We start from the raw sequence: 4264 nt of genomic DNA, 5'->3' as shown, positions 1-4264 counted from the left end.
ATTAAAAGGTTCAGATTTACATAGTTTGATAAAGTTATTAGATGCTTTACCAAATATACAAAGAGTCATTGAATCTCCACAAATAAATAACCCTTACAGACAAGCATGGATAACAGTTACATCATTATGGAAAAATGATGAATTACGATACTCAAATAGAATGGGCGATGAAACTGAAGCTAACAAATTTATTAATGCAGTCGAAATACTACATAGATATTTATTAAGCAAACAAGGAGAAAGCCAATGACAGATAGAAAAGCATTAATGCAGCAAATTCAAGAACACTTAAATCAAAGTTTATTACCTGAAGATTCACAGGTTAAAGTCAAGGTAAAAAGAACCTCAATAGGTTGGCTGAAAATTCTAATTATTACCAGTTTATTTCAGGAACAATCTTTAGAAGAACGCGAACAAAAGATTGATGAAATATTAGTGGGTATAGACTTTCATTTAAGCAAATACCCTATTTTAAGTTACGACTTATTAACTCCTGAAGAAGCAACAGAGCAACCTCCTGAATATACTCAAATTCAGTTACCTTTATGGTCAGATATTTTAATGTCACCAGAACCAGAGGAACCAAAAGAATCAGATGAAGAAGATGTTTTTGAGACTCCTTTAATAGCAACTTTTTATTCTTTTAGAGGAGGAGTTGGTCGTTCTACTGCACTAGGTTTAGTTGCCGGAATATTAGCTACTGAAAAAAAACGTCGAGTAGTAATAGTAGATTTTGATTTAGAAGCACCAGGAATTTCAATTTTATTGGAGTCAGATATTGAGCAAATTGATAGAGAAAATTATGGTGTATTAGATTATTTGTACCAACGTTTTCTAACTCCAAAAGAAAATTTTCCTCCTATTGAAAGTTGTATTTATCAAGTAGAATTAAAAGCCCGTGGCGAACTATTTTTAGTTCCGGTTGGAGAATATAATGAAAATTATATTCATCGTTTAGCTGAACTAGACCGGGGAACTTTACAGGCTTTTTATCGCAGAGAAAATAATCCTGTTGAACAGCTAATTGAAGATATTAAAGAGCAACTAAATCCTGATGTAATTCTAATTGATGCTCGTCCTGGATTTAATGATACTAGCGCTATTGCTTTATTAGATTTAGCCGATTTGGGAATTATCTGTTTTTCACCCACTGACCAAAGTTTTAAAGGATTAAGTTGGATTGTACAAACTGTTAGTAAACAATGCCAATATCGAGGCAAACCAGATTTACGTTTTGTACTGACACCTATGCCTGCTGTTGCTGCAGAACAACGTCAAATTTGGATAAGTAAAGTTGAAGATTGGATAGAGGAAAATTGGGGGTTATCAAGTGGTATAACAGTCGGCGAACTTTACTATGAAATTAACTACAATCCTAACATTAGCACTTTGTCAAGTCTCGTTAATAATTTACCTAAAAGTTTGCTAGATAATTATCTCCCAATTGCAGAAGTAATTGATGCTAGTTTACCAGATGTTCAACTTGGCATTACAACTGACTCTATTGTTCAGAAACCTACCAAAACAACTATTTTATATGAGTTGAATTTTGTAGCAGCAACAGCACAAGAAATAGAACCAGAAAAAATTCCAGAAATATTTCAACGTACAGAAGATTTCCCTAAATTTTTAAGTGATAAAAATTGGCTAATTCGAGGTGCTAAAGGTACAGGAAAAAGTATATTATTTAGATTGTTTGTAGAGCAGCCAGAAGAAGCTAAAAAACTAGCTAGTTATTATTTAGATATCAGCAATGTTAATTTTGTTGCTGGACATGGTAAACCTACAATCAAAAGCTCTATTTTAGAGGGTGGTGCTCTAGGTAGTTATGAACGTGAGGTGGGCAATGATTACTGGAAAGATTTTTGGTTAAACTATGCTTTATTGCAATTATGCTTTTCTTTGCCAGAGTTACATTCACTCCCTAATATTGATGACAATTTAAAAGCATTAATAACTACTGAGAAACCTAGAAGTGCTGATATAGTTTCATGGTTAGTTGAACAAGCAAAATCTTCAACAGCTAGTCTCGAAACTTTTGATCAAATACAAGATATTAACTCATGGTTGCAACAAAATAACCGACGAGTTTGGCTACTCTATGATGAGTTAGATGTAGGGTTTGGTTCTAATCAAAAAGACTATCAACGGCGAAGGAAAGCATTAGAAGCTTTGCTCGCTTGGTGGTTAGAAAGTGGCATTGATCTTAAATATATTGTGCCTAAGATATTTTTACGAGAGGACATTTGGAATCAACTTAACTTTACTAACAAAGGACATTACGTCAGTGGGCGATCGCTTGAGTTAAAGTGGGAAGAAGCCGATCTATGGAGACTTATACTACGCCAATTTATGAATAATTCTCGCAGTCTTAAGCAAACTATTAATGAGGAATTAGGAGTAAAACTTGAACGACTTGAGAACATTGAGTTAGAGCAATTACGCAAAAGTCTTTTTCCTTTGTGGGGAGAAAAGATGGGTAGTGGTAACAAGAGTTACATTCACAACTGGGTACGCAAACGAACTGCTGACAGTCAAGATAACCGCTTTCCCCGAAGCTTGATATTGCTTTTAGAGGAAGCAGTCAAAATAGAGAAATCTCAGTCAAGAGAATATACTACTGATGAAAGAATTTTGCGCCCAAAGTCTTTAATTGATGCTTTACCAGAAGTATCTAAGCAGCGTGTCAATGAAGTGCGTAACGAATATCCTGAACTGGAAAAATTATTGGATAAACTCCAAGGTGAACGCTCCCCCATTGATGAAAATCGACTAACACAAATATGGGAAATTGAAGGTACAGAGTTAACTACTCGTCTTAAGGAAATGATTGATGCAGGTATTTTCCAAGAATATTTGCGCCGTAAAGATCCCTCCCAAACTGCTCGTGTTTATAGTGTTGCTGAATTATATTTGTCTGGACTGGGTATGACTCGCAAGGGACAACGTTAGGTAAAAAATCTAATGAATAATGGATAATGAAAACTATAGCGCTCAGGAATGATTTATGAGATGTTTAAGAACAATTAAGATAAATCAACATTTTTTTATATTACGTCACTCCCCCAGAATTACAACTAAAATCTTACAACTGAAATATGATTGCTATATTTCTAATTATCCATTGCTAACATAGTTTCTTTCCACTCATAACTTTGTACTGTCCAGTTATTAATTATTATGTCCCGTATCAGAGCACCTAAACTACCCCAAAATTATCCCTGGCTAAATACAGACAAACCCCTATCCCTCGAATCTCTAAAAGGACGAGTGGTTATCCTCGACTTCTGGACTTACTGTTGCATCAATTGCCTCCACGTTCTGCCAGACCTAAAATTCCTAGAACAAAAATATCCAGATAGCCTAACTATTATCGGCATCCACTCAGCAAAATTCGAGAATGAGAAAGATGTGGAAAATGTCCGTCAAGCTATCCTCCGCTACGACATTGGACATCCCGTGTTAGTAGACAGTGGCTCGAGAGTTTGGCAACAATATGCTGTTCGTGCATGGCCGACTTTCAAAATTATCGATCCAGAAGGGTATATAGTGGGGTCTGTTTCTGGTGAAGGTAAACGTGATGTCTTGGATGAAATTATTGGTAAGTTGATAGAAGAACATCAAGACAAAGGTACTATTAATTTTAGTGAAGTTAGCTCAATTCTAGAAAAACAAAAGCAACCTTTGACTACACCTTTAGCTTTTCCGGGTAAAGTTCTCGCTGATAGTGATACTAATCAATTATTTGTCGCTGACTCAGGACATCATCGTATTGTTGTTAGTACTCTTGAGGGAGAAGTTTTGCATATTATTGGTAGTGGGAAAGCAGGATTAATTGATGGTTCATTTTATGAAGCTCAATTTTTTGCTCCCCAAGGTATGACTTTTGATGCCAAGAATCAAATTTTATATGTTGCCGATACAGAAAATCATGCTTTACGCAAAATTGATTTTACAACTCAGCAGGTGGAGACTATTGCAGGTACTGGAGAAAAAAGTTCTCAAATTTCACCTCATAGTGGAGTTGCTAGAGAAACTAGACTTAATTCACCTTGGGATGTGGACAAGATAGGCGATCGCATTTTTATTGCTATGGCAGGTTCCCATCAAATTTGGCTGTTGCAACTGGATACTGGGATGATTAGCACTTATGCAGGGACTGGTGCAGAAGCTTGTGTAGATGGCTCTCTGACAGAATCTGCTTTTGCTCAACCTAGCGGTATTAGTACGGATGGCAATGAATTATTTGTGGCTGACAGTGAAA

The 4264-nt window shown here is 35.8% G+C and carries 2 protein-coding genes and 1 pseudogene; all 3 read left to right on the top strand.

Annotated features, from left to right (window positions below):
* Positions 1 to 250: pseudogene (locus F6K13_RS20900) on the top strand (hypothetical protein); the annotation flags it as partial.
* Positions 247 to 2952 carry a ParA family protein gene (locus F6K13_RS20895; RefSeq protein WP_287288249.1) on the top strand — a complete coding sequence of 902 codons (2706 nt, stop codon included), beginning with the start codon at positions 247 to 249 and terminating at the stop codon, positions 2950 to 2952. The pseudogene F6K13_RS20900 and the gene F6K13_RS20895, both read left to right, overlap by 4 nt.
* Positions 2953 to 3180: 228 nt before the next feature.
* On the top strand, positions 3181 to 4264 hold a 1084-nt coding region (locus F6K13_RS20890), incomplete at its 3' end, for a thioredoxin-like domain-containing protein (protein ID WP_287288247.1).

Origin of the sequence: Okeania sp. SIO2B9, assembly GCF_010672505.1 — a bacterium.
GTDB classification, from domain to species: domain Bacteria; phylum Cyanobacteriota; class Cyanobacteriia; order Cyanobacteriales; family Microcoleaceae; genus Okeania; species Okeania hirsuta.
The sequence above is the reverse complement of the archived record's forward strand: the minus strand, read 5'-3'. Positions and strand labels throughout refer to the sequence as shown.

Excerpts from the sequence above, each read along its gene's own strand:
- F6K13_RS20895 (WP_287288249.1), top strand. The coding sequence starts at position 247 with ATGACAGATAGAAAAGCATTAATGCAGCAAATTCAAGAACACTTAAAT.